Source organism: Xenorhabdus bovienii (assembly GCF_024721015.1).
GTDB lineage: Bacteria > Pseudomonadota > Gammaproteobacteria > Enterobacterales > Enterobacteriaceae > Xenorhabdus > Xenorhabdus bovienii.
Genome location: NZ_JANAIF010000055.1, coordinates 1 through 25889, shown reverse-complemented (window position 1 = coordinate 25889; position 25889 = coordinate 1). Strand labels below are relative to the sequence as shown.

The window sequence follows — 25889 nt, the reverse complement described above, 5'->3', positions numbered from 1 at the left end:
TGAGTTTTTGGCGAAATTGATTATACCAAATCATCATGCTGTTCAGATTACCTTCACAAAACGTCAACACGCCCTAGGGGCATAATAAGGGGCATCTTAACTTCTATTTTAAATGCGCCCCCAATATGAAGCTAAATGCGTGACTAATCGAGACTGCAAAATCCAAGGATAAAACCTATAAACTTGCCGATGATGGTGGGTTATATCTGGAGGTCACTTCACGCGGCTAAATACTGGCGTATGAAATATCGCCGCCCAACAGACAAAAAGGAAGACCGACTGGCTTTTGGTGTCTATCCGGCGGTGTCTTTGGCTGACGCCCGAACCAAGCGAGATGAAGCCAAGAAATTACTTGCGCAAGGAATTGACCCCAAGATAGAGAAAAAAGGGGGCTACCTAAGTCGGCAGGAGCATATTCCTTTGAACGGGTTGCCCGTGAATGGCATGCCAGTAATAAACGGTGGAGTGAAGACCACAGCAACCGGATTTTGCGCAGTCTTGAGCAATACATTTTCCCTCATATTGGCAGGCTTGATATTTCCATTTTAAGAACAAGCCACCTATTAGCGCCAATCAAAGCAGTTGATGCAGAAACCAAGCATGATATAGCCCGGCGGTTACAGCAACGTGTGACTGCCATCATGCGTTATGCCGTCCAGAACGACATTCTTGAATCCAGTCCTGCCAATGATATATCTGGTGCTCTCACCACAGTAAAATCCAAACATCATCCCGCATTACCCCATGAACGTTTACCCGAATTTTTGACCCGTCTTGCTCGCTATCGTGGGCGTTTAATTACCCGTATCGCTTTGGAGTTAACTTTACTTACGTTTGTCCGTTCCAGTGAGTTGAGATTTGCCCGTTGGGAAGAAGTCGATCTTGAAAGGGCTATCTGGAAGATCCCCGCAACAAGGAAGCCCATCGAAGGTGTTAAATTTTCTGAACGTGGCATGAAGATGAAAACTGAGCACATTGTGCCATTGTGTCGTCAGGCTGTGTCTCTTATCGAAACCTTGCGTGGGTTGAGTGGCGATTGTGAAGTGATGTTCCCTAACGATCATGACCCCAAAAAAGTCATGAGTGAAAGTACAGTCAATAATGCCTTGCGTGTTATGGGTTATGACACCAAAACAGAAGTCTGTGGACATGGGTTTAGAACAATGGCGCGGGGTGCGATGGGTGAATCTGCATTGTGGAACGATGATGCGATAGAGCGTCAGTTAAGCCACATAGAAAGAAAAAACGTTAGGGCTAAACATTTGGACGAACGGCGGCTAATGGTTCAGTGGTGGGCTGATTACTTAGACGCGAACAGAGAAAAGCCTATAACACCGTATGATTTTGCTAAGAAACGCCGGAAATAGTTTTGTGTAAAGTCACATATCGAACCCTATAAGACTGGATGAATAGACAGCGATAATTGTCTTTAGTAGACTATCGAAGACGTTAAAGAATAAAGCTATGCCTAGGGGCTGTTGACGTTTTGTGAGGGGAATTTGAACAGCATGATGATTGGGTATAATCGTTTTCGCCAAAAAATAACTAGACTTCACCCTCATGCCGCGAACTATGTTAACAGATACACAATGGGATAAGCTATCTGCATTCATGCAACATACTGGACTTATTTACCACAAAACAAAACATCGCCAAACATTTGAAGGCATTCTTTATCGTATGAGAACAGGCATTCCGTGGCGCGACCTGCCTTCCGAATTCGGGAAAGGGAATAGTGTCTTTCAGCGTTTTAATGCCTGGTCAAAAAAGGGTATTTTGCATTTAATTTTCAACTGGTTATCTGGACTCTCTGATACAGAATGGTTGTTCATTGATGGAAGTATTGTTCGAGCCCATCAGCATAGTGCAGGAGCGGCGTCTGAAGAGGATGAGGCAATGGGTCAAAGTCGTGGAGGACGTTGAACCAAAATCCATTTGGCTGTAGACAGTTACGGTTTACCTGTTCATTTCGAACTGTCTGGGGTCAGGTCAATGATATTGTTCATGCGGAAAGTCTTGTATCTCAGTCACCTTTATCAGATTTTGTGATTGCTGATAAGGGATATGATAGTCAGCGTTTGAGAAGTGTTATCGAAGAACAAAAGTCGGTTCCGGTGATCCCTTATCGCAAAAATAGCCGAAAATTGGATCAAAAAATTGACAAATGTTTATATCGTTACCGACATTTGGTGGAGAATGCCTTTGCCAGAATCAAACATTTTCTTGCGATAGCAACAAGATACGACAAACTTGAACGGAATTACGCCAGCATGCTGGCACTGGCGTTTATTATTGTCTGGTTGCCAATGTGGGCTGAATAAATGATGAATACAAAACGTCAACAGCCCCTAATCAAATAGGGAAGAAACTACCTGCTTTTATCTTCTCATCTTAATATTCTTATCATGTTTTTTCCTTATCAGCGGCTTTAATGCAGGACTACTTGTTCATGTGCAGCACGGAGGCGGCGTTTTCCAGTAGCCCTGCCCGCCGATAGTTTTCAGCGCTGGGTAAAATGGCCTTTGTGTCGTAATGATAATGCCGATTTCCGCCTAACATTTCTGCCTAACAATGCTAACTTAATCCGTGACTTTACAGCTCACATCCACGTAGGAGCGGATGCGCCCACTGATCACATTGCGATAGAAGGCGAAATAGGAGGTTTCTACCACTTGCAGTTGCGGTTTGATCAGTTCATTGAGTTTTTTCACATGGCACATCGGCACACCCTGGTGGAAATGATGTGCGGTGTGGGTGTGATTACCGTTCACGTACCATGCGATGAGCCAGTTAGTGCTGATAGTACGGGTGTTTTTCAGTACGTCTGGTGAGCTCTGAGTGTCCAGCCCGTAGTGTTCCGGCATTTCGATCATAAAGTGTGCGCCTTCGGCGATCACCAGCGTCGGTAGCCACCAAGCCAAAGCAAATAGCCAGGTTTGGAAGTACACCGATGCCACCACACTCAAGATGAACATCAGCATATAGAACACATATTCCTGTTTGATATCGCGTTGAGCTTGTTCCTTGTTCACCCCGGAGATCGATTTACCGGTGAAGGCAGCACCGAGGATATTGAACACACGGCGATAGCGGTTGAGATCAAAGAATGCGATAGCAAAGCCTTTTGGCGAAGCCAGATCGTTGAAGCGGTAGTCGAAGTGCTCCACATTTTGCTCAGTACCGAGATAGGCGTGGTGGCGCAGATGGTCGTAACGGTAGTGCGAATGGGAGTTGAACATGAATAGCCCGACCAGCACGCCGAACAGACGGTTGAGTTTGGCCGACTTGAAAGCGTGGTCGTGCAGGCATTCGTGCTGTAGTTCAACCAGGTGGGGGTAGATCAAGCCACTGAGCAGCATGCCGCCGATGGCCACCAGAATGGAACCGATGGTGACCGGAGTGTTCAGCGCATATCCGACGCCATACCATCCTAGGGCGATTAGCGCAAAGGCGAAGACAATCTTGCTGATGAATAGGGCTGGACGTTTGACAAAATATTCACGTGGCAGGCGGCGGCGCAGATCTTTGTCTTTGCTCGGAGCCAGTTGGACGTCGGCGCTGCTTTCCGAATCACCCGCCCGCAAGTCGGAAACAGAGGTATCGTTCAAGTTCATATTGCTTCCTTAAATGAAAGTAATGTGAGACCAAGAGGATTCAAAACTAGCAACCTCACTTTTCAGCGCCCAGGACTCTGCCACTGTGGAGATTTCCCTTTGGCAGGGTGTATTGTTGCCCCTGTGGCGCTGAAAAACTCAGAATTGCCTTAACGGCAGAGTGCGTTTGTTTTGTGTCATCTGTTCCTGCGTACTAAGAAAAGCTTAGCCCTGCGGGATGCCATTTAAATAATAACAAACGTATTACATTATTTTCACTTCCTTTTATAAAGCAGAATATTATAAAAAGACATATTATTTGCTTGAAAAATAGACATCTTTTTTTGTTAAAGCCGTTTTAATTAATAATCACCCTGATCAGGAGCTTTTAGAAAAGTATCTGTCGGGTAATTTTTGGGGATTTTGCTCTTAGCTACCCTACCTTTATTGTTCATCGATGGTTACTTGCTGACATCCTTCACAGTGGAGCAGGGAAAGTCAGCCATGTCGGTGGTGGCAGTAAAGGTTCTGTTTTATTTAGTAGTTTGTTGAAGCATTTCCAGTTTCTGGAGGAAAGCATGGAGTAAATAAAATATAGCGATATTGGGAATAGTTACCTAATATGTGAAGTTCATCAAAATAGTACACATAAAGAAATGAATAATGGTTATGTATGCCGCGTAAGTCAAAAGTCTGACAGAATGGGTAAATGGGGTAAAAGATCCTTAGTAAAGCATAATCCACTGATTTAATTTAAATATTATAGTTTGTTCATTATGTTTAATAAAATATATAAATTATTTTGTTTATTAATGTAATTTCATGTTGATTAAATAAATTATATTGTAATTGTCAATAAAAGATTTGATTAAATATCTCATGGGTGATAAAAAATATAACATGTAAATAGTGTGATTTTGAAGTAATTGTTTGTAATTAAAGGCCTATTTAAATAATTCCGTTACTGTTTGTGAAGGGAATTATTAAGGGTTATTGGGATATATAGTATAAAATTCAATATCGTAGTGGGAACAAATAATTATTGTCTATTTGTTAATTTATAATCATTCTATACATTTTTGGAGATTATAATCCATGACGGGACTTTTAGACGTATTATATAAAATTATCCATAAATAAATCATGTTAATGCAATTCTATTGGAATTCATCGTGGCATAAAATACATTATTCAATCATTTTACAGAGAGTATAGAGGTATCCTTATGTATAATACAGAAAATATATTAATTAGGCTTAATAGGGAAAGTTCCCAGGAACCGATGACATTGGCTCATATTATGCCAATCTCATTTTCAGCATTCAGGAAAGAAGTCAAAGATACGCTGAATTGGGGAGAAAGCCATCACCTGTATCTAGCCGCCAAGAAAGCCGAAAAAGAAAACAGGATTTTTGAAGCACGTTTATTATCCCGCGCCAATCCGCAGTTAAGGGGGGCTGTTCGTCTCGGCATTCAGCAACTCTCGCAGCGGCAAAGTTACGATACGCTATTTGGCGGTCGGTCGGGTAAGTATGTATTACCCGGCTCTGTCGCCTCTATGTTCTCACCGGCAGCCTACCTGACAGAGCTGTATCGGGAATCCAGACACCTGCATTCAGAATCGTCCATCTACCATCTTGATAAGCGTCGCCCTGATTTGCAAAGCATAATGTTGACGCAGGAAAACCAAGATCAAACACTCTCCACACTTGAACTATCAAATGACATTCTCTTTGATGGCATAAAAAATAAGAAAAAACTCAACAAAAATGAAGATGTACTGAAAATGTTGTCTGATTGGCGTCTGAGTGGAAATACGCCTTACCATCAACCCTTTGAAACCCTATCTAACATTGTCTCCCAGCTTGATCCTCAGCTCAGTCAGGTTAGTCAGTCGCCAAAAGTGATTGGTTTATTGTCCCCGGTCAGCCTATTGGGGATATCAAGTCAAATTTCACCAGAACTGTATAAAATCCTGACGGAAGAAATTACGGCTGAGAATGCGCAAGACATGTATAAGAAAAATTTCGGTGACTTGCCGATTTCTGCACTGTCTAATCCTAACTATTTGATGAAATATTATGATATTGATGCAGATACTCTCCGTGCTGTAATGGGTATCTATGGATCAGGCCAAAACGATGATGAACCCGCATTCATCAGCGATCAGGCCATAGTGACTTACCTTGATGATAAAAATTCTTTCGTTACTTACCTGATTACTCGCACCAAAGGCGAGACTTATGACTGGCAGGTTAATTTTATCGAAGCTATTCCCACAAAAGATGGCAAATTAAAATATTGGTATAATTTTAAAGCTCCGGCTTCCAGTGCAGTTTCCACCAAAATTTCGCTGAATGGGCAGACTATCCTCGACAGACCTGATTGGCTGCCGGAGCTCAATAAGACTTATTCAGATATCGTTGATTTCCCCAGTGATGTTGATAGAAAAAAATTTACTCTGAAATTCGAAAGAGCAGCCTCTGGCAGTGGAGGTAGTTTTAATACGGATGCGACATTCTCAATTGAAACGGTATTACCTCAACTCTTTTTCCTCAAATTGAATAAAGTTATTCGCCTTTACAAAAAAACCGGTATCACGCTGGAACAAATTGAAACCGCTGTGGATTCAGATAATGCCCAACAACAAATAACCGAAATAATTCTGAAAAAGATATTTTATACAACCTACTATATTAATAGGTATTATTTGAGTTTCAATGATGCACTGGTGTTATGTAATACCGCAATATCTCAGCACAGCTATAATGATCAGCCTTCTCATTTTGACCTTATTTTTAATAACCCGCCATTGAATGGAAACTATTACCAATTGGGTGGGGATAAAATTCAAGTTGATCCAGATCAGGCAGATTATGAACAATATAATCAACGGCGTGAAATGCTCAAGCACGCGTTGAAAGTTAATGACAGTGAATTATTCACGCTATCTAAGATTCTGGATCAAGAAAATACATCAGGTATCGACAATAACCTTGCTACGGATTTATCTGCGCTGTACCGCGTACGAATGCTTGCTTACATTCACCAACTTTCTATCAATGAATTGGCTATCCTGCTAAAACTCTCGCCATATGCTGAAGAGTCTTTTAACAAAATCAGTACGGAAAAGTTAATCGAAGTCATTGAATATCTTTACAGTATCACCCAGTGGTTACAGACACAGAAAATCAGCATTTATACCCTGTATATGATGACGACCACAACCTACAGTACAGTTTTATCACCCGATATTAACAATCTGATCGAGACGCTACGGGCGGGAATGCAGAACAAAACCGTACCAGACGATCCACTTCAACTTATCAAGACCTTGGCACCCTTCATTGCAGCGGCACTGAAACTTTCTTCGGCATTTGTGGCTGAGTCGATCCTGATATGGATCAACAAGATCAAACCCAATGGCATGGATGTCACCGCCTTCTGGAAATCCATTGAACCTGTAAAAGATCCGATTAAGCCGGACAGCATGGTATTTTGTCAGGTGCTGGGGCAGTTGGCATTGATTTATTTAGCCACGCAACTCACGGAAAATGCTCTGAATCTGGCGGTGACAACTAAAGTTATCATCGGTCACTCCAGCAATACCGATCATCTGGGCAAAGATACTGAGACGGTGAGACAGCTTAGCCGTTTTGCGGGATGGTGTAATTCACTGGCCAGCAATACAGACACAGTACTGACAGCTCTGCAAAGTAACAACTTGGATAGTACTATTCTGGCGAGCGCCATGAGGATGGATGAGAGGCTGCTTTCAACCGCCAGTGAACAGGCTAAAATGAATGACCAGGTTGCAGAAAAAGATAAGTATGCAGATTGGCCAGAAATAGACAGTGTTCTGCAATGGCTAGCAGTGGCCGATGTGATGAAAACCAGCCCGAATAAGATTAATGCTCTTCTCCAATTGGACTATCTGAAAGATCAGAATACTACAGAAGTTTCTTACGAAACATGGAGCCAATCGGCGGATATACTGGCGGCTGGGCTGAATAATAATCAGTCAGATATTCTGAAACAAGCCTTAGAGGAAGAAGCCAGTGCTGCATTAAGCCAATATTACATCCGTGAAGTTGTGGATAGCGCGTCTGAGGTGATAGATAGAAATGATCTGTATGGTTACCTGCTGATAGATAACCAAATCTCCGCACAGGTCGAAACGACACGGCTGGCTGAGGCCATTGCCAGTATCCAGCAATATATCAACCGTGCATTGAATGGCCGTGAGAGTACCCCTGCCACCGATGTCATGACAGGCCAGTTTTATCAGGATTGGGATCGTTATAACAAACGCTACAGCACATGGGCGGGTGTTTCCACGCTGGTTTACTATCCTGAAAACTATATCGATCCGACCATGCGTATCGGTCAGACCCACATGATGGATGAATTGCTGCAATCCATCAGCCAGAGTCAACTCAGTGTTGATACCGTTGAAGATGCGTTTAAAACCTATCTGACCCGCTTTGAACAAATTGCCAACCTGACTGTCGTCAGTGGCTATCATGATAATGTGAACATTTCACAAGGGAACAGTTACCTTGTCGGTAAAGGGGAAACGGATGCCAACCAATATTATTGGCGCAAACTGGATCACAGCAAATCTCGTCAAGGCAAGATTGCCGCCAACGCGTGGAGTGAATGGGCAAAAATTGACAGCCCGGTCAATCCCTATCAGGGCTTAATTAAGCCGGTTATCTATAAATCCCGCCTGTATATTATCTGGCTGGAAAAACGAGTGATTACTGTTTCAGAAAGCGATAAGGAGGGCGTAATAACATAGAAAGATATCATTAAATATGAAATCAAAATCGCTCATATCAGACATGATGGCACATGGAATACGCCTATCACGTTAGATGTCAGCGATATCTTCAGCACATATAACGATACAGACTTGGCCAATCTGGCTATGTATTGCTCTGAATATACGGGAGAAAGTACCTTACTTTTATTACTGTATGTTAAACAGGCTAATACGGAGGGAAACAAAGACCAAAACAAAGGGAATGTATATTTACTCTGACATGACCACAAAAGTCATGGAAAAGGATGAGATTGGCAATTATCAAAACAGCGTTTACCGAGAGTTCGATACATTGACCCAACGATGGTTAAATAACCGTTATGCGGCGAATTATGATTATCCGTCTTCCGTTGCAGTCAGTAGTGGTTACGAGTGGGGCGATTATTCTCTGAGTATGGTTTATGACAGTAAAATTGCTTCCATTGCTACCGTCGGAACTACTTCATCAGAGATCAAATTGAAAATCGATGCCGACCTGCGGGTAATTTATAACGGGGTTGAAGGCAGGCAGCATCACCAATGTGCTCTGATGCAAAAATTTGGTCAGTTAGGTGATAAATTTATTGTTTACGAAGACCTGAAAATTGACAGAGAGAATCAGAGTGCAGGCAATAACAATCTCTTTTATCCCGTTTATCAATACAGTGGCAATGTCAGTAAATTGTCAACAGGGCGTTTATTAGTTTATAGAGAAAGTTCATCATCTTATGTCAAGGCAGATATTGGGCCAGGGCACGATCCGCTCATTAATGAAAATGCTCAAAAACCTTATGGTTATGTTGAAGACAGCAAAAATAACCCCGCCGCGCTGAAAAATAACATGACACTGACGGATAACGCGGGTATTTCTACGAAGGTCGCATCACCAAGAGATATCGATACTGCTGTAACGCCGGCAAATATCACGATTAAGGCCAGTGCAGGCAGCAGTAAACCTGTAGAGTTTAACGCTGGCACATCTGTCATAAATCTGCCCAACAACAACTTGGAAGAAATGATCTATAACTTCCATGATATGGAATTCACTATCCCACTGACAGAATTTAAGGACAACCAAGTCGATGTGGAGATAGTGCTGACCGGGAAAACGGATGATGGCCGGGTTCTGGGAAGTGAAACCTTTAATTTTACCGTTACACAGAAAATTCTGAATGAACAGTCAGGGTTGCTGACGCTTAATACTGCTGCGTCTAAAGCCCAATATCTGCAATGGGGCCTTACCGTACCCGCATTAATACCTTATTTGCCAGAAATATGGTGGAACGGGCAGAAACGGGCATTGATACCCTGCTGGCAATGGATACCCAACAACTGCCTGAACCTAAAATGGGAGATGGGGGATATATTAGTGTCACCTTACCCAAATATGATCCAGATAAGCATGGTAGTACCAGAAACGCCGCGGTCACACTTTATCAGGAAAAAGATGGTGTAGACTCAACAACGCATTACGGCTTCTGGGACGGGTCGTTAACAGATGCAGAACAAACCATCAAACTGTTTATTCCATTAACTAGCACGAAAGAACCTTTCTATAACACGATTGATTTTCCATCTTCGATAAGTGACGGGCTTCAAGTTTTTCTAAAAAGCGCTAAGGAAGGTTTGCTGGCCGGAACCTTAAAAACAGCGTTTACTCCATCTGAGGATAAGAAGGCCAATATTGTCTTCACGGAATATACCCCTGTTTCGGGTACGCCACCCATGAAGGTTGAACTGCTGTCCAAATATTATGATCAGCCGATGGATTTTAACGGCGCCAACTCCCTCTACTTCTGGGAATTGTTCTATTACAGCCCGATGCTGGTAGCGCAGCGCTTGTTGCAGGAACAAAATTTTGATGAAGCCAATCATTGGCTGAAATATGTTTACAGCCCTGAGGGCTATATCGTCAAAGGTGAGATTGCGCCGTATCATTGGAATTGCCGGCCACTGGAAGAAGATACTTCGTGGAACTCTAACCCGCTGGATTCCACAGACCCCGATGCCGTCGCCCAAGATGATCCGATGCACTATAAAGTTTCTACCTTCATGCGGATGCTCGATATGCTGATTGCCCGTGGCGACAAGGCTTACCGCCAGCTTGAGCGGGATACTTTGAATGAAGCCAAGCTCTGGTATATACAGGCACTGAGTCTATTGGGGGATGAGCAGTTTGTGGCGCTGGATAGCAACTGGTCTGAACCCACGTTGGAAACCGCAGCGGATAAGACGGTGGAACAGGATTATCAGCATGCGCTGATGTTAATTCGCCTGGTACAGCCCGCCGAATATACCGCTAACTCACTGACCAACCTATTTTTGCCTCAACAAAATGACAAACTGAACGGCTACTGACAAACATTGAAGCAGCGCTTGTATAACCTGCGTCATAATCTCACCATTGATGGCCTGCCGCTGTCATTGCCCATTTACGCCAAACCTGCCGATCCTAAAGCCTTGTTGAGTGCGGCGGTGAATGCTTCCCAGGGAGGCACGGATCTGCCAAACCCGGAAATGCCACTTCATCGTTTCCCCATCATGTTGGATAACGCGAAGAGCATAGTCAGTCAACTGATTCAGTTTGGTTCTACTTTGCAGGGGATCATTGAACGTCAGGATGCAGAAGCGCTCAACGAATTGCTGCAAAATCAAGCGCGTGAACTGACGCTGATCAGCATTCAGATGCAGAATAAAACGCTGGAAGAATTGGATGCGGAAAAAGAAGTACTGAAACAATCCCGACAAGGGGCGCAATCACGCTTTGACAGCTATAGCAAGCTGTACGATGAAAATATCAACGCGGGCGAAATAACTGCTATGGGTTTGCGTGCTACTGCCAGCGCGATAAGTACTGCGCTGGAAGTTGCTAAATTGGCAGAGGCCGGTGCTGATATGTTCCCAAATATCTTCGGTCTTGCTGGTGGTGGCAGCCGATGGGGGGCTATCCCCGGTGCACTTGCCTCTGTGATGGGCTTTACCGCCAGCACACTCAATACGACAGCCGAACTGACCACGCAGTCTGAAATTTACCGCCGCCGCCGTCAGGAGTGGGAAATTCAGCGCACCAATGCAGATCATGAAGTTAAGCAGATTGACGCTCAATTGAAATCACTGGAAATCCGGCGTGAAGCGGCAGACATGCAGAAAGCCTATCTGGAAACTCAGCAGGCTCAGACACAGGCACAATTGGAATTCCTGCAACGTAAATTCAGTAACAGAGCGTTGTACAACTGGATGCGGGGTCGTCTGGCAGCCATTTACTTCCAGTTCTATGATCTTGCCGCCTCCCGTTGCCTAATGGCACAGCAAGCCTACCAATGGGAAACCAATGATGAATCAGCCAGCTTTATCAAATCGGGGGCATGGCAGGGAACCTATGCTGGCCTGCTCGCCGGCGAGTCTCTGATACTGAACCTTGTCCAGATGGAAGATGCCTTCATGAAAAAAGATGAACGGGCATTGGAAATCACGCGTACCGTTTCGTTGGCTGAGGTTTACCGTTCTCTGCCAAATAGCAAAGATTTCATACTTCCTAACGCAATTGTTGATTTACTGGCAGACCCTAAGAAAACCTTCGGGGAAGGTCAGAACACGCTAAAGCTTAATGAGACTAACCAACTGGCAGCCTCCGTAAATCTGGCGGGTCTCAGCATTTGGGGAGATTACCCGGAACAGCTTGGTGCGGCTCGTCGTATCAAACAAGTCAGTGTTTCCCTGCCTGCCTTGCTTGGGCCGTATCAGGATGTACAGGCCATCTTGAGCTATAGCGGTGACATGAAGGGCATCCCCAAAGGTTGCAGTGCTATCGCAGTATCGAATGGCATGAATGACAGCGGGCAATTCCAGTTGGATTTCAATGACACCAAATACCTGCCGTTTGAAGGGATCAACATTCCGAAAGGTGAAGATACAAGTGCACTGGTGCTGAGTTTCCCCAACGCGGACGCTAAACAGAAAACGATGTTGCTCAGTTTGAGCGACATCATTCTGCACATTCGCTACACCATTCGCAAATAATTGCTTACTTACTGCAAACAGGCTCCCTGCGGGGGAGCCTGAAGGAGCATGATGATATGAAACAAGATTCACAGGACATGACAGTAACACAGCTGTCTCTACCCAAAGGGGGCGGTGCGATCAGTGGCATGGGCGACGCCATCAGTAATGCAGGGCCGGATGGGATGGCTTCCTTTCCGTGCCTTTGCCTATCTCTGCCGGTCGGGGGAGCGCACCGAATTTATCCCTGAACTACAGTAGCGGAGCAGGAAACGGGCCATTTGGTATTGGCTGGCAATCCAGTACCATGGCTATCAGCCGTCGTACTCAACATGGCGTACCCCAATATCACGGCGAAGATACTTTTTTATGTCCGATGGGAGAAGTGATGGCGGTTGCCGTCAATCAGAGCGGGCAACCCGATGTACGTAAAACCGATAAACTATTAGGCGGGCAACTGCCTGTTACTTACACTGTTACGCGTCATCAGCCCAGAAATATTCAGCACTTCAGCAAACTTGAATACTGGCAGCCCACAACGGATGTGGAAACTACGCCTTTTTGGTTAATGTATTCCCCCGATGGGCAAATTCACATTTTCGGAAAAACCAGGCAGGCTCAGATCGCTAACCCGGCAGAGGCTTCACAGATTGCCCAATGGCTTTTGGAAGAAACCGTAACACCAACGGGAGAACATATTTATTACCAGTATCGAGCAGAAGACGATATCGGTTGTGATGACAGCGAGAAAAATTCCCATCTTAATGCCAGTGCTCAACGTTATTTAATTCAGGTGAACTACGGCAATATTACACCTGAACCCAGCCTGCTTGTGCTGAAGAATACGCCACCGACTGATAACGAATGGCTATTCCATTTGGTATTTGATTATGGTGAACGAGCGCAGGAAATAAACACGGTTCCTCCTTTCAAAGTACCTTCAAACAACTGGAAAATACGGCCAGACCGTTTCTCCCGCTTTGAATATGGTTTTGAGGTGCGAACCCGCCGCCTGTGCCAACAAATTCTGATGTTTCATCGCCTGAAATCCCTTACAGGAGAACAGATTGACGGAGAAGAAACCCCTGCCTTGGTTGCCCGTCTGCTTCTCAGTTATGACCTGAACGACAGCGTGACAACCCTGACCGCCATTCGGCAAATGGCGTATGAAACTGACGCAACCTTAATCGCTTTACCGCCACTGGAGTTTGACTATCAGCCCTTTGAGGCAAAAGTCACGCAGAAATGGCAGGAAATGCCTCAATTGGCCGGATTGAATGCCCAACAGCCTTACCAACTCGTCGATCTCTATGGTGAAGGTATCTCCGGCATCTTGTATCAGGACAGACCCGGAGCATGGTGGTATCAGGCACCGATCCGTCAGAAAAACGTTGAAGATATTAACGCTGTCACCTATAGCTCAATAAACCCCTTACCTAAGATCCCCAGCCAGCAGGACAGAGCAACGTTGATGGATATCGACGGTGATGGACATCTGGATTGGGTGATCGCTGGCGCAGGTATTCAGGGGCGGTACAGTATGCAGCCGAATGGAGAGTGGACACACTTTATTCCCATTTCTGCGCTGCCGACAGAGTATTTTCATCCACAAGCACAACTGGCGGATCTGGTGGGGGCAGGGTTATCTGATTTAGCGCTGATTGGCCCCAGAAGTGTGCGTTTATATGCCAATGACCGCGGAAACTGGAAAACGGGTATCAATGTTATGCCACCTGATGGTGTGAGTTTGCCGATATTCGGCGGTGATGCCAGCAGTCTGGTCGCATTTTCTGACATGTTGGGATCGGGACAGCAGCATTTGGTGGAAATTGCCGCTCAGAGCGTCAAATGCTGGCCGAATCTAGGACATGGCCGTTTTGGTGCGGCTATTTTGCTGCCGGGGTTTAGCCAGCCGAATGGAACATTCAATGCTAACCAAGTTTTTCTGGCAGATATCGATGGTTTTGGCACCGCCGACATCATCTATACACACAGTAAGTGTCTGGATATTTACCTGAACGAAAGCGGCAACCGTTTCAGTGCACCCGTTCGGCTTGATTTGCCGGAAGGGGTGATGTTTGACAATACCTGCCAGTTACAGGTGTCGGATATTCAAGGATTGGGCGCTGCCAGCATTGTACTGACCGTACCTCATATGACACCGCGCCATTGGCGTTATGATTTTACCCACAATAAACCTTGGCTGCTCAATGTCATCAACAACAATCGTGGCGCAGAAACCACGTTGTTTTACCGTAGTTCTGCCCAATTCTGGCTGGATGAAAAAAGTCAGATCGAAGAACCGGGGAAATTTGCAGCGAGTTATCTGCCTTTCCCTATACACTTGTTGTGGCGTAATGAGGCTCTTGATGAAATTACCGGTAATCGGCTGACTAAGGTCATGAATTATGCCCACGGTGCATGGGATGGCAGAGAGAGAGAATTTTGCGGATTTGGCCGTGTAACGCAAATTGATACCGACGAATTTGCCAAGGGAACCACAGAGAAAGCGCCGGATGAAAATATCTATCCTTCCCGTAGCATAAGCTGGTTTGCCACGGGTTTACCAGAAGTGGATTCTCAACTTCCGGCAGAATACTGGCGTGGTGACGATCAGGCATTTGCCGGCTTTACACCGCGCTTCACTCGCTATGAAAAAGCGGATGCAGGGCAAGCGGGGCAGGATACCCCGATTAAAGAACCGACCGAAACAGAAGCGTATTGGCTTAACCGCGCCATGAAAGGCCAATTACTGCGCAGTGAAGTCTATGGTGACGACAAAACAGAAAAAGCTAAAATTCCGTACACCGTCACAGAAGCCCGCTGTCAGGTCAGATTAATTCCCAGCAATGACGAAGCCGCGCCGTCGTCTTGGACGTCGATCATTGAGAACCGCAGTTATCACTATGAGCGTATCGTCGTCGATCCGAGTTGCAAACAACAGGTCGTGCTCAAGGCGGATGAATATGGCTTCCCGCTGGCAAAAGTAGATATCGCCTATCCACGGCGCAATAAACCGGCACAGAACCCCTATCCGGATTCGTTACCGGATACTCTGTTCGCCGATAGCTATGACGACCAGCAAAAACAGTTATATCTGACAAAACAGCAGCAGAGCTATTACCACCTGACCCAGCAGGATGATTGGGTTCTGGGTCTGACGGATAGCCGATACAGCGAAGTTTATCATTATGCGCAAACTGATGCGCAAAGTGACATCCCCAAGGCAGGGCTGACATTGGAAGACCTGCTGAAAGTTGACGGCCTAATAGGTAAAGACAAGACGTTTATCTATTTAGGGCAGCAGCGAGTGGCTTACGTGGGTGGAGATGCAGAAAAACCGACACGTCAAGTACGGGTGGCTTATACAGAAACCGCTGCTTTTGATGACAATGCGCTGCACGCCTTTGATGGCGTGATTGCCCCTGATGAACTGACGCAACAGTTGCTGGCGGGTGGATACCTGCTCGTGCCGCAGATTTCTGATGTGGCAGGCAGTAGTGAAAAGGTATGGGTGGCTCGGCAGGGATACACCGAATACGGCGGTGCTTCTCAGTTCTACCGGCCACTCATCCAGCGCAAGAGTTTGCTGACCGGAAAATATACCCTTAGTTGGGATACTCGCTATTGTGTGGTTGTCAAAACCGAAGATGGTGCGGGAATGACCACGCAAGCGAAGTACGATTACCGCTTCCTGCTCCCGGTACAATTGACCGATATTAACGACAACCAGCACATTGTGACATTTAATGCATTGGGGCAGGTGACTTCCAGCCGTTTTTGGGCACCGAAAATGGCAAAATAAGCGGTTACTCGACGCCGGAGAATAAACCGTTCACAGTGCCGGATACCGTCGAAAAAGCCCTTGCCTTGAAACCGACGATCCCTGTTTCACAGTGCAACATTTATGTGCCGGATAGTTGGATGCGGCTTCTGCCCCAACAGTCTCTGACTGGCCAGCTAAAAGAGGGGGAAACTTTGTGGAACGCATTACACCGGGCGGGTGTAGTAACGGAAGACGGTTTGATCTGTGAACTGGCCTGCCGTCGTTGGCTCAACCGCCAGACACCGTCTTCAATGGAAGCCGTGACATTACAGCAAATCTTGGCTCAGACTCCACGACAACCTCCCCATGCCATGACGATCACGACAGATCGTTATGACAGCGATTCTCAGCAGCAACTTCGGCAGTCAATAGCATTGAGTGATGGTTTTGGCCGTGTACTGCAAAGCGCCCAGCGCCATGAAGCAGGAGATGCGTGGCAGCGTGCAGAAGATGGCTCTTTGGTTGTCGATAATGCAGGTAAACCCACTGTTGCCTATACCACAACGCGCTGGGCAGTATCCGGTCGCACAGAATACGACGGCAAAGGGCAGGCGATCAGAGCTTACCTGCCTTATTATCTCAATGATTGGCGCTATGTCAGTGATGACAGCGCCCGGGATGACCTGTACGCCGATACCCATTTTTACGATCCTCTGGGGCGTGAATATCAGGTAAAAACCGCGAAAGGATTTTGGCGTGAAAACAGGTTTATGCCGTGGTTTGTCGTCAATGAAGATGAAAATGACACAGCAGCACGTTTAACATCTTAACAACTGAGTAAACCCGTTCAACCTTCCCTGTTATGCAGGCGGGGAAGGTTAAGACCGCATTTTAACGTCATCTTTTTTACATCCGATTCAGGCTGATTAGGAAAAAATACGATGAATGTTTTTAATCCAACTTTATATGCCTGTACACCGACTGTCACCGTCATGGACAATCGAGGGCTGTCAGTGCGGGATATTGCTTATCACCGTACAACAGCAGGAGAGCAGGCTGACACTCGCATCACCCGCCATCAATACAGTCCCCATAATTTTTTAATCGAGAGCATTGATCCACGCCTTTTTGATTTGCAATCTCAGAGCACCATAAAACCTAATTTCACCTACTGTCCTGCCTTGAAGGGTGATGTCCTACGGACAGAGAGTGTGGATGCCGGACAAACTGTCATTTTGAGTGACATCGAAGGTCGTCCGTTACTGAATATCAGTGCGATGGGTGTCGTCAAACACTGGCAATATGAAGATAATGCACTGCCGGGGCGCTTGCTTGCTGTCAGTGAACGGAAGAGCGAGGCTTCAACACCACAAATTATTGAACGATTTATTTGGGCGGAAAATAGCCAATCAGAAAAAGATCACAATCTGGCGGGAAAATATCTCCGTCATTATGATACCGCCGGATTAAACCAGCTTAATGCTGTGTCTCTGACCGGCGTGGATCTCTCACAATCTCGTCAATTATTGCAGGATCTTGTCTATCACTATGATCCGGTCGGTAATCTCCTGAATATTCGCAATAATGCAGAGGTAACCCGTTTCTGGTGTAATCAGATAGTAGAACCAGAGAACCACTATGCTTATGACACGCTTTACCAGCTAGTCAGCGCCAGTGGTCGAGAAATCGCCAGTATCGGTCAGCAAGGCAGCCGATTGCCTGTACTGATTATTCCCCTGCCTGCCAATGACGATGTTTATACTCGCTAATTACGGGTATTTCATGTCTCAGGTGGTCATGAGAGAGAGAAATATCATGAATTAGACGCTGCCGAACATGGGGAAGGACTGGCAATGGCCATGGATTATCTTGATTATGGTTTTTATCAGGAAAATGGACAGACCATGAATAACATAACTGCCTTTGCCTTTATGCATTACAACCAAGAGGAAAAAAATGGGGTATTCATTATCAAAGGCAGGCAGGAGCACCAAATATCAGAGAATTCTCTCCCCCCTCGCGTTGGAGTCTATTGAATAGGAACGAGAACAATATTGAAGTAAGAGTCTCTGAAAACAGCTTTATTAAAGGCACAGGAACAATGAGCACTCGTTTCCCACACCATCAGCCGCAATAGCGCATTAACAACGCTCAAATCTGGCAGTGACTAATCCATATTCTGGGTCGCTGTCAGATTTAATTCTCACAACATCGTGGCTTTTTAATCAAGTAATGGAAGATTAATCACCTGGCCCACAGGTAAATACTTATAAATTGTTGATAGAGAAACATGATAAATAAGGGAAAGTTGTTTTCTGCTATGTCCCCTATCCAGCAATCTGGCGGCCTGCTGCCGATCTTCTTCGGTAAACAGCACAGGCCGCCCACCAATGCGCCCCTGTTCCCGCGCTGCGGCTAATCCTGCATTGGTTCTTTCAACAATCAACTCTCGTTCCATTTCCGCCAGTGCACTCATCACATGAAAGAAAAAACGTCCCATCGCGGTACTGGTATCAATGCTATCGGTCAGGCTCTGAAAATGAATTCCGCGGTCATGCAGTTCTGAAATCAACGTCACCAGATTTTTTACACTGCGCCCCAGACGATCCAATTTCCAGACCACCAGAGTATCGCCGGATTGCAGATACTTTAAAGCGCGTTTCAGCCCCGGACGATTAGCGGTTTTCCCACTGATCTTGTCTTCAAAAATGCGCTCGCAGTCAATACTGACCAGCGCATTTTTCTGCAAATCACTATTTTGGTCATTTGTCGACACTCTGACATACCCGACTCTTGCCACTGATAATCCTTCAATACCCAAAAAAACCATTTATTATGCAAATAATACCTATTTTTTTATATAAAAAACCATTAATTTTCTTTATTGCGAGATAAAAATTGGAGAAATCAGATTTGGCATTTGAGTTAGTGATGGGTGGATAATTGCTGTCTGGAAGATCAATACATCGTTACCAGAGTGAGTGACTCAACTCACAGGATCAATTTTTTCTTACCAATGATAACCAATTGTCCTCGCTTATTTTCCCAAAATGCTCTTTATTTAATTGAAACAATTTTGTTGCTAATTTGTTATGTCAGATTACGGGAGTGTATATGGAACTGATTACACAATGGTTAAATGCGATAAACGGGATAGTATGGGGAATACCTATGCTGGTTGGTATTCTGGGCATTGGCATTTTTATGCAAATCCGCCTGTCCTTCTTACCGATCCGAAAATTGGGAACGGGGTTTAAGTTACTTTTTCAGAAAAATGAACAACGTGGTGAAGGTCAGATCTCTCCTTTCAATGCCTTGATGACTGCGCTGTCTGCAACAATAGGAACAGGAAATATTGCCGGTGTGGCGACGGCTGTCGTAATGGGCGGGCCGGGCGCATTGTTCTGGATGTGGATGACGGCATTATTGGGTATGGCAACCAAATATTCTGAAGCCGTGTTGGCGGTACGCTTTCGTGAAACAGATAAAAACGGCAACTACGTTGGCGGCCCCATGTATTACATCAAAAATGGCTTGGGGAAAAAATGGATTTGGCTGGGAACACTGTTCGCCTTCTTTGGCAGTATCGCCGGTTTTGGTATTGGTAATACCGTGCAGGCCAACTCTGTGGCTGACGTACTGCACAGCAATTTTGGTATTGAAAAAACCGTGACCGCTGGCATTTTGGTCATTCTGGTTGGTGCGGTATTGATTGGTGGCATCAAACGTATTTCTGATGTGGCTGGCAAATTGGTTCCCGTCATGACTGTCGGCTATTTTGGTGCCGGCATCATCGTACTGGCACTCAATATCACCGCCATTCCAGAAGCCTTTGTCTTGATCATTAAATCTGCGTTCACTCCCGTTGCAGCACAAGGTGGGTTTGCAGGTGCAGCAGTCTGGGCGGCGATCCGCTTTGGTGTTGCCCGTGGTGTATTTTCCAATGAAGCAGGCTTGGGCAGCGCTCCGATAGCTCATGCTACGGCAAAAACCCAAAACCCCATCCGTCAGGGTTTGATTGCTATGCTGGGGACATTTATTGACACCATCATCGTCTGTTCTGTCACTGGGCTGACCATCGTTATCACTGGCGGTTGGTTGACAGGGGAAACAGGGGCAACACTGACAGCCTCCTCATTCTCTGCGGTGATTCCGGGAGGTAATTACATTGTTGCTGTTGCCCTGGCTATTTTCGCCTTTACTACCATCTTGGGATGGAGCTTCTACGGTGAAAAATGTATCCAATACTTACTGGGGCCAAAAGCCATTGTGCCTTTCCGTATTGCCTGGATCATCGCACTGCCGATTGGTGCCACTCAGTCGCTGAACTTTGTCTGGTTGCTGGCGGATACACTCAATGCCATGATGGCGATCCCCAATCTGATAGCTCTTGCTCTGTTAAGCCCTATCGTGTATCGCTTGACCAAAGATCATATCCGCGACGTTAACGCTGATAGCATCGAAATGAAAACAGCAACCAAAACAGATTAATATCAATTAGATAAGAGTCTTAATAAACAGACTTCATATAAGTTTATATTTTAGATGGTTAACCACCGTTCATCTTTGATGAGCGGTTTTTTTAATGCCAAAAGACCCACGATTTATCGGACTTTGACATGCAACAGAATGGCTAATGATAACTAACGGAAATTTATAATGAAAAATAAGAAACTCAAAAGACTTCAGAAAGAACTCGATACATTAGGATTCATTGAAAAAGATCCTGATGTGGTCGGTTATGTGCTATTTAACACGCGTAATCGTCGATTTGCGACGTTGGATGAAAATGAATTTGGGATGGTGATATACGCCGATGATATTGAAGAAGCCTATCTGGCAACGTCACGATTTTCTGCCTTAATGGATATTGGCTTTTTGCCAGAACCAGACCAATTCGATATTGCCGTTATCCCAGTCATTGAGAACCCAGTATTTGGATTAATACTTAAAAAAACAGTTTTAAATTAATATAACAATATTTTTGACGGTTCTGGCTTACAATCCCATATTGGAGTGGTGTATGTTAATTACCTTAACTGACGTAAACAAGAACAATTATGAAGCTGTCTGCGACCTATCAGTCACTGATGACCAACTTGACTATATTGCGGAAAATATGTGATCCCTTGCTCAATCCAAATTTTACCCTTTATACCAAACGCGTGCAATTTGTCTGGATGGGGAGCCTGTTGGTTTTTTCATGTGGGTACCGGATGCTGACCAAAGAATAACGATTTGGCGGTTTATGGTGGATAAAAACCATCAAAACAAGGGTATTGGGCGTAAAGCACTATCACTGGCGCTTGATGAAATCAGGCGCACAGTTCAGTTGGAGACAATAGCAATCAGTTATGATCCGAATAATCTCGTGGCGAAAAATCTTTATGCCAGTTTTGGTTTCGTTGAGGTTGGCATGGATTAGGAAGTTGAAGAGATGCTGGCTGTTATCAAGATTTAGGGGTTTTGGGTGAGTAGACCTACCCAGTCACCTAGGCAGGCTCCTCCTCAGAACCGGACTTGCGGAACTATCGTATCCGGCTCCTGACAGACCCGTGTCCCCACACATGTTTAGCGAGAACTGAACATTGAATGCGTTTTCTAGCGCGATGGATAACCCAGCATTTTCAGGATCAGAGTCAGCTTTTCCCTCGTCAATCGGCGACGTCCACCTTTACGGTTGAACCATCTGTAGATTATTCGCTTATTTGGGTAGGTAAACTGCCCAACTCGTCGGCCAGATAAATTCATGGTACAACATGACTCAATGGTTCTGGCGATACAACAAGGAGCGGCAGACTATTGCCTATCAGAATTACGACTCGACGATTTTCCATATAACCCCCTCAGTCATCGGTTGTTATGAAACGAATACTAAAGGGGTCAGTAAGTCGAACAATTTGCGGCAGGTTGCATCGGTTCGCGAACCGAATACATGGGCTATGGCCTATTTTCTTTTTATATCAAACGTATACAAAAGCCAATGACGTTGTTTTTTGTTACCGACAAAAGACCTTTGTTCAAAAACACAAGAATATCAAATTACCGCTTTGGAATCATGACCAATAATTTATAAAAAACTTAAATTATATTTTGGACATTATTGATTTTTTTACCATACTTTATTTTATGTGCTACACGGTTATGTCCATCTTATTTTTCTGTCAAGATAATTCAGGTATAAGACTGAAATAACAGATTTTTTCGAGTTTAAATTATTAAAATTATTTATGTTATAATGTTTATTTTAAATTAAAGGGAAGGGTCATGAAAATAATTAAAATAAATTTATATATTGCATTGTTTTTTAGCATTCTGTTCACCTTTAATAAAGTCAGAGCAGATAATATTATAAGTGAAAAAAATTATAAATCTAAAAAAAACATAATTAATCTAGAAAGACATTACGCTCTGATATTTAAAAACGAAAGTAAAAATGATGATTTAGAAATTAAAGTTTTAGATTCTAATTGTATGAAAAACAGTGGTGACCAATATATCCATTTAAGCCCGGGAGAAATTAAATATGATTATACTAAAGATAGTAATGCTTGGCCAGACTGCTTAAGAGAAGCAAAAATTATAAAATGGAAAATTATTACTTATAAAAAAGGTGTAGAATACAAATCATGTGATTTTGAGATTAAAAACTCCGTGCCGTCGTTTCTAAGTGAAGGATATTTAGTTTGGAGAACTATTATTAATGCAGCAAATTGTGATCTTGTAACCAGCGCTTTATGTGGTACATCGAACTGTTTAAATAATTCTGTTTATACTGGCTCTTATGATATTAACATAAGCATTAAAGATGATAACAATTGGAAACCACCAAAAAATATTTCCCCTGATAGAAAGCATTATGCTGAAAAAAATTATATTACAGTTGTAGGGCAAGGACTCATGGAGGACGAATCGTTGCCTTTAATTATCACAAGTTTTGATAATAATATATATCAAGTTGATAATACAGGAGAAGCTGAAGATAAATGGAGCGCGAAAGTCTGGGCGAATTGTGGTATATCAGGAACAGTTAGCATTAAGGATATTGCAAATTCAGATGTAACTATTATCGGCACACCATGTGGTGCAACCATAACATCAATGAAAGAAAATCAGCTCTTATCTTCAGGAAAATATAATTTATCCGGACTAATTAATGGTTATAAATTAGATGATATCAAGAATGAACTGAGTGTGAAGATAGCTAGATTTTCTGATCCTGAACATAAAAAAGGTGTTGGGATGGTAAAAGAATATAAACCCAATATTGATATTGAAACAGGGAAATGGAGTGTGGAAGGTTTAGACGCAGAATGTTTTACTTATTATACAGCCTCTATATATTTCCAGTCAGATCAAGAAGATAATCCAGATATGTCAGGGAAAAGATCGGTTAATTATGATGTATCACATTGTCCGGTGAAAATTACAAAACCTACAATGTATCAAATAATTTCTTCAACAAGTGAAGATTATAATAAAATTGGTGTTGAAGGAAAAGTCACACAGAACACTCCCCTTGATATTAGTGCGAATTATTCTTCAGGTGGCAAGAATCTAATTCATTTAAACAGCCGCACTGGAAATGATTGGCTAGCTGAAATTAATGATGCACCTAATGGTTTTATAAAAATAAAGGCGAATAATACCGGAACAGATCAGGTTAAAATCAAAAACAGTGAGGATGAAGTTATTATACTTAAATCAAAAGAACTTTCTGTGAACTATAAACTTGCCGATAAAGTGTTTATCGATTTTTATGGAACCTCTATGCCGATGATATCTGGAAAGGAAAGCGATAAATCGAATGGTTTTAAAGAATCTCTTCACCCTACAATAAGAATATTGCTTGATGGTGAAAAGTCAGATGAAATAATACCCGATGAACAGGGTGATTGGAAATCAAAAAATAAATATTATGCGAAAAGAGGGATATATACCTTTACTATTCAAGAAATCTCCGATAATGAAAGATATAAGGCAAGAGAAGATAAAGTATTGGAGTGTAAAGGAGGAACGGATAATATGACTTGTTTTGAAAAAAATAATTATACTCAATAGATTTCAAATTGCAGCTTTATTGGCTGCAATTTGAAAGACAAAGGGAGTGTCATTCTATTATTAAGGAGATCTTTATGATTATTTTAAGGTTTTTTATACTATTGAGTGTCTTTGTGAAAAAGGTATAAATAAATTTAGGTGTTATTGGGGGTAAGAGGGGGGTTAAATGAATATTTTTAGGACGTTCTTTATACTGCTTTTATTATTATTTTTCTGTGATTATGCTTTTTCTAATTCTGCATTGAAATACCAGCCAATAAAAGCTATCGCGGGAGGGGAGAAAAGCTGCGATTCTGGTAGTGGTAACAAATGTAAACCTTGGGTTGTCAATATATATGTTCAATCGAATAGCGATACGCAATATGCACTATGTAGTGGTTCAGTAATTGCACGAGAGTATGTTCTTACAGCTGCTCATTGCCAAAAGAAAGATATAAAAAAATATATCATAAAAATTATAAAAATGAGGAGATTAGCACTGCATTACCTCACAGTTTCATTGCGAGTTACAACGGTTCAGATCTTGCTATTTTAAAGTTGGAAAGTCCTGTTATATTAGTTAGTTATGGACATGTTCGTCGTTTTTTTAATTATGATGAAGCCTATGAAAAATTTAGAAACAGTTATTATGATGCTTCTATTTATGGGTATGGTTCCTTCGGAATTAATAAAATAACGGGAGCGCAAGTAAGGAATTCAGGAGACCAATATAGGGCTGATGTGAAAATGTTCACCACAGCTCCAGACTCTCGTAATAATCAAGGATTGATGGTAGAGGAAAATTTAAATGAAAATTTAAAACCAGGAATTGCACAAGAAGGGGATTCAGGTGGCCCACTTATTTGGGATGATACAATTATTGGTGTTGTATCATGGGGATATTCTTATTTTGAAAAAAAATATCAAGATAGTGATAGTCGCTCTCATTTTTTTGTTATGTCAGATGTTACTGGAAAGTATATTGATATTGGCCTGAGTAAAAAAAGGTCTATGAGTAGTTGGTTTTCTCGGACTATGAATAAAATTTGGATTGAGAGTCCAGACTGGAATAGTCGCCTAAGTAGAAGAGGTAAGAGTATTGTTGTTAAGGGGTTTGGGCGTCCAAACAGTGATCTCAAACTTGATTATTCTGTTGGCAATAAAAAAAATAAGGTAATTAAATGTAAAGATCTAGATAATATGAAGAAAGAACATTCAGTTGATAACTTTGGAAAATGGAAGTGTGATATTCCATATGACAGTTATTTCACTGAATTTGTTACTGAAAATAAGGAATATAAAGTGGCGATTAAAGCCAGAGAATCGAAAGAGGATTCTCGGGGATGGAAGGAAGATATTATACAAGCCAAAATCCCACCTGAAAAAGAAGAATTCAGTATCGTTTATCCAACAGATAAATCAATTGTACTTACTAAAAATTTTATCATACGTGGATACGCAGATCCTAATTCTAATGTTAAATTGATTCTGAAGCCTAACTCCAGCGATAAAAGCTATACACAAGATAAAATATGTAACGGCCTTGAAGATAAAGAATTAATAAAAACAGGTGAGGATGGGGTATGGTCATGTATGATAGATTATCAACTTAAGTAATCAAGAAAAATTAATTGCAAATTTAGCACCATAACCTTCCAATAGAGTATTTAGCTCATACTCCACGGTA

The 25889-nt window shown here is 43.3% G+C and carries 17 protein-coding genes and 3 pseudogenes; 17 read left to right on the top strand and 3 right to left on the bottom strand.

Going from position 1 to position 25889, the window contains the following annotated elements; genetic code table 11:
• Positions 1-146: 146 nt before the first annotated feature.
• Together NXS07_RS14035 and NXS07_RS14030 are read left to right on the top strand one after the other, a co-directional pair.
• Positions 147-1367 (top strand): annotated as a pseudogene (locus NXS07_RS14035) (tyrosine-type recombinase/integrase).
• A gap of 193 nt (positions 1368-1560) precedes the next feature.
• A pseudogene (locus tag NXS07_RS14030) lies at positions 1561-2321 on the top strand (IS5 family transposase).
• A 258-nt stretch (positions 2322-2579) separates the two neighbouring features.
• Here the strand turns inward: NXS07_RS14030 and NXS07_RS14025 are convergent.
• A complete protein-coding gene (locus NXS07_RS14025; protein ID WP_238126915.1) occupies positions 2580-3614 on the bottom strand; it encodes a fatty acid desaturase family protein in 1035 nt (344 codons plus the stop codon).
• Between the two features lie 1261 nt (positions 3615-4875).
• Between NXS07_RS14025 and NXS07_RS14015 the strand changes: the two genes are divergently transcribed.
• The 8 genes and pseudogenes from NXS07_RS14015 (at position 4876) to NXS07_RS13985 (ending at position 18198) form a co-directional block, all read left to right on the top strand.
• Positions 4876-8394, top strand: a complete 3519-nt coding sequence (locus NXS07_RS14015; protein ID WP_258086976.1) for a neuraminidase-like domain-containing protein — start codon at positions 4876-4878, stop codon at positions 8392-8394.
• A 226-nt stretch (positions 8395-8620) separates the two neighbouring features.
• Positions 8621-9853: a hypothetical protein gene (locus NXS07_RS14010; protein WP_258086975.1), complete on the top strand. Its 1233-nt coding sequence runs from the start codon at positions 8621-8623 to the stop codon at positions 9851-9853.
• Positions 9745-12417: pseudogene (locus tag NXS07_RS22215) on the top strand (Tc toxin subunit A-related protein). The gene NXS07_RS14010 and the pseudogene NXS07_RS22215 overlap by 109 nt, the downstream one beginning before the upstream one ends.
• 56 nt (positions 12418-12473) lie before the next feature.
• The gene (locus tag NXS07_RS21610) at positions 12474-12647 is read left to right on the top strand and encodes a hypothetical protein (RefSeq protein WP_308686616.1); all 174 of its coding nucleotides are present in this window, start codon (positions 12474-12476) and stop codon (positions 12645-12647) included.
• Positions 12596-16201 carry a SpvB/TcaC N-terminal domain-containing protein gene (locus NXS07_RS13995; RefSeq protein WP_308686615.1) on the top strand — a complete coding sequence of 1202 codons (3606 nt, stop codon included), beginning with the start codon at positions 12596-12598 and terminating at the stop codon, positions 16199-16201. Before NXS07_RS21610 ends, NXS07_RS13995 begins: the two co-directional genes overlap by 52 nt.
• Positions 16177-16992 (top strand): hypothetical protein, encoded by an 816-nt coding sequence (locus tag NXS07_RS21605; RefSeq protein ID WP_308686614.1) that lies wholly within the window; start codon positions 16177-16179, stop codon positions 16990-16992. Before NXS07_RS13995 ends, NXS07_RS21605 begins: the two co-directional genes overlap by 25 nt.
• 111 nt (positions 16993-17103) lie before the next feature.
• Complete coding sequence (locus NXS07_RS13990; protein ID WP_046336906.1) at positions 17104-17931, top strand: RHS repeat protein; 828 nt, start codon at positions 17104-17106, stop codon at positions 17929-17931.
• 84 nt (positions 17932-18015) lie between these two features.
• Positions 18016-18198, top strand: a complete 183-nt coding sequence (locus tag NXS07_RS13985) for a hypothetical protein (protein ID WP_258086973.1) — start codon at positions 18016-18018, stop codon at positions 18196-18198.
• A 185-nt stretch (positions 18199-18383) separates the two neighbouring features.
• On the opposite strand, the gene NXS07_RS13980 is transcribed toward NXS07_RS13985, so the two are convergent.
• Complete coding sequence (locus NXS07_RS13980) at positions 18384-18962, bottom strand: recombinase family protein (RefSeq protein ID WP_038196574.1); 579 nt, start codon at positions 18960-18962, stop codon at positions 18384-18386.
• Between the two features lie 314 nt (positions 18963-19276).
• Between NXS07_RS13980 and NXS07_RS13975 the strand changes: the two genes are divergently transcribed.
• The 4 genes from NXS07_RS13975 to NXS07_RS13960 all read left to right on the top strand — a co-directional run bounded on the left by NXS07_RS13975 (position 19277) and on the right by NXS07_RS13960 (position 21587).
• Positions 19277-20653, top strand: a complete 1377-nt coding sequence (locus NXS07_RS13975) for an alanine/glycine:cation symporter family protein (RefSeq protein ID WP_046336904.1) — start codon at positions 19277-19279, stop codon at positions 20651-20653.
• 168 nt (positions 20654-20821) lie between these two features.
• On the top strand, positions 20822-21133 hold the full coding sequence (locus tag NXS07_RS13970) for a hypothetical protein (RefSeq protein ID WP_038221927.1): 312 nt from the start codon (positions 20822-20824) through the stop codon (positions 21131-21133).
• An 89-nt stretch (positions 21134-21222) separates the two neighbouring features.
• A complete protein-coding gene (locus tag NXS07_RS13965; protein WP_258086978.1) occupies positions 21223-21396 on the top strand; it encodes a hypothetical protein in 174 nt (57 codons plus the stop codon).
• On the top strand, positions 21366-21587 hold the full coding sequence (locus tag NXS07_RS13960) for a GNAT family N-acetyltransferase (protein ID WP_230581010.1): 222 nt from the start codon (positions 21366-21368) through the stop codon (positions 21585-21587). Before NXS07_RS13965 ends, NXS07_RS13960 begins: the two co-directional genes overlap by 31 nt.
• Positions 21588-22022: 435 nt before the next feature.
• On the opposite strand, the gene NXS07_RS21845 is transcribed toward NXS07_RS13960, so the two are convergent.
• Positions 22023-22106, bottom strand: a complete 84-nt coding sequence (locus tag NXS07_RS21845) for an IS1 family transposase (RefSeq protein ID WP_071827747.1) — start codon at positions 22104-22106, stop codon at positions 22023-22025.
• A gap of 323 nt (positions 22107-22429) precedes the next feature.
• Here NXS07_RS21845 and NXS07_RS13955 point away from each other — a divergent pair, with 323 nt between their 5' ends.
• From NXS07_RS13955 to NXS07_RS13950, 3 genes are all read left to right on the top strand, one after another.
• Positions 22430-24223 (top strand): hypothetical protein, encoded by a 1794-nt coding sequence (locus tag NXS07_RS13955; protein WP_258086972.1) that lies wholly within the window; start codon positions 22430-22432, stop codon positions 24221-24223.
• A 166-nt stretch (positions 24224-24389) separates the two neighbouring features.
• Positions 24390-24758 (top strand): trypsin-like serine protease, encoded by a 369-nt coding sequence (locus NXS07_RS21840; protein WP_368859249.1) that lies wholly within the window; start codon positions 24390-24392, stop codon positions 24756-24758.
• On the top strand, positions 24641-25819 hold the full coding sequence (locus NXS07_RS13950; protein WP_258086971.1) for a trypsin-like serine protease: 1179 nt from the start codon (positions 24641-24643) through the stop codon (positions 25817-25819). The genes NXS07_RS21840 and NXS07_RS13950 overlap by 118 nt, the downstream gene beginning before the upstream one ends.
• Positions 25820-25889: the final 70 nt, after the last annotated feature.

What these genes read in the sequence shown, in the direction of transcription:
- NXS07_RS14025 (WP_238126915.1), bottom strand. Translation starts at nt 3,614, where the DNA reads ATGAACTTGAACGATACCTCTGTTTCCGACTTGCGGGCGGGTGATTCG.
- NXS07_RS14015 (WP_258086976.1), top strand. Translation starts at nt 4,876, where the DNA reads ATGACATTGGCTCATATTATGCCAATCTCATTTTCAGCATTCAGGAAA.
- NXS07_RS14010 (WP_258086975.1), top strand. Translation starts at nt 8,621, where the DNA reads ATGTATATTTACTCTGACATGACCACAAAAGTCATGGAAAAGGATGAG.
- NXS07_RS21610 (WP_308686616.1), top strand. Translation starts at nt 12,474, where the DNA reads ATGAAACAAGATTCACAGGACATGACAGTAACACAGCTGTCTCTACCC.
- NXS07_RS13990 (WP_046336906.1), top strand. Translation starts at nt 17,104, where the DNA reads ATGAATGTTTTTAATCCAACTTTATATGCCTGTACACCGACTGTCACC.
- NXS07_RS13985 (WP_258086973.1), top strand. Translation starts at nt 18,016, where the DNA reads ATGGCCATGGATTATCTTGATTATGGTTTTTATCAGGAAAATGGACAG.
- NXS07_RS13975 (WP_046336904.1), top strand. Translation starts at nt 19,277, where the DNA reads ATGGAACTGATTACACAATGGTTAAATGCGATAAACGGGATAGTATGG.
- NXS07_RS13970 (WP_038221927.1), top strand. Translation starts at nt 20,822, where the DNA reads ATGAAAAATAAGAAACTCAAAAGACTTCAGAAAGAACTCGATACATTA.
- NXS07_RS13965 (WP_258086978.1), top strand. Translation starts at nt 21,223, where the DNA reads ATGAAGCTGTCTGCGACCTATCAGTCACTGATGACCAACTTGACTATA.
- NXS07_RS13960 (WP_230581010.1), top strand. Translation starts at nt 21,366, where the DNA reads ATGTGGGTACCGGATGCTGACCAAAGAATAACGATTTGGCGGTTTATG.
- NXS07_RS13955 (WP_258086972.1), top strand. Translation starts at nt 22,430, where the DNA reads ATGAAAATAATTAAAATAAATTTATATATTGCATTGTTTTTTAGCATT.
- NXS07_RS21840 (WP_368859249.1), top strand. Translation starts at nt 24,390, where the DNA reads ATGAATATTTTTAGGACGTTCTTTATACTGCTTTTATTATTATTTTTC.